The sequence below is a fragment of the Bacillus cereus group sp. BceL291 genome, assembly GCF_051776705.1.
Classification (GTDB): domain Bacteria; phylum Bacillota; class Bacilli; order Bacillales; family Bacillaceae_G; genus Bacillus_A; species Bacillus_A cereus.
The window spans coordinates 1-886 of sequence record NZ_JBPWAP010000227.1; the positions used below are offsets into that span (position 1 = coordinate 1).

Here is an 886-nt window from a genome sequence, read left to right on the forward strand (position 1 = left end):
CCTTTTATATCTACATCTACTATATGATGTTTATTCCCTTTATTTATAAGAGATTGACATCTAGCTATTGCATGTTTTGTCGCTCGATTAGGTCTAAATCCATAGGAATGATTGTAGAATTTTGCTTCACATATTGGTTCGAGAACTTGTTTAAACATTTGTTGGATTAGTCTGTCTCTCATTGTAGGAATACCTAAAGGCCTTGTTTTACCGTTTTCTTTAGGTATCGCTACCCTTCGTACTTTTTGAGGTTTATAATCATTTAAAGCTGTTCTAATGTCCTTTATGAAGTTTTCTACATTTTTCATTTTGTAATTATCTATGGTTATTCCATCTGTACCTCTTGTCTTTGAGCCTGTATTGGCTTTGATATTGCGGTATGCGAGTAGTATATTTTCTTTTGATGTTATAATTTCATATAATCCTATTCCTTTTGTGCAGTTATATTTACTGCGCTCATATAGCGTGTCAAAGGTGGATTGCATACCGTAGTACTCGCTGTTTCTCAGTGTAGCGTTCATCGATGGATATATTGCTCCTTCCTTTTGGAAAGTCCCATCATCATACTCGACCTTATGAACTTCATTTGGTTACTATTGTTTAATTTCTTTAATGACTCGGGGTTATCCCTCCACTATGTTTCCATAATTTCATCGGTACTGTACCCCTGCTTTCACGAGAGTAAATCAATTTCGGCTTTATACCTTATATGAACCAACCCCAAGATAGTGGTTTAAATAGTTGTCTCTCGCTTCCCACGTTCCGATTTAACTAGCTGTACATCTAATTTTAGGTGGATACTATAGGCCTGTAAGTTCTCTATGTTCATTGTTACATAGTACGAATTTCATAGGTTCGATTCTTACTTTTCGTTGACTTACCCCAT

1 protein-coding gene is annotated in these 886 nt (G+C 35.4%); it reads right to left on the reverse strand.

The features are described from left to right. The coding region (locus tag ACS2CR_RS34260) for a reverse transcriptase domain-containing protein (protein WP_438906162.1) at positions 1–521 on the reverse strand (521 nt) is incomplete at its 3' end. Positions 522–886: the final 365 nt, after the last annotated feature.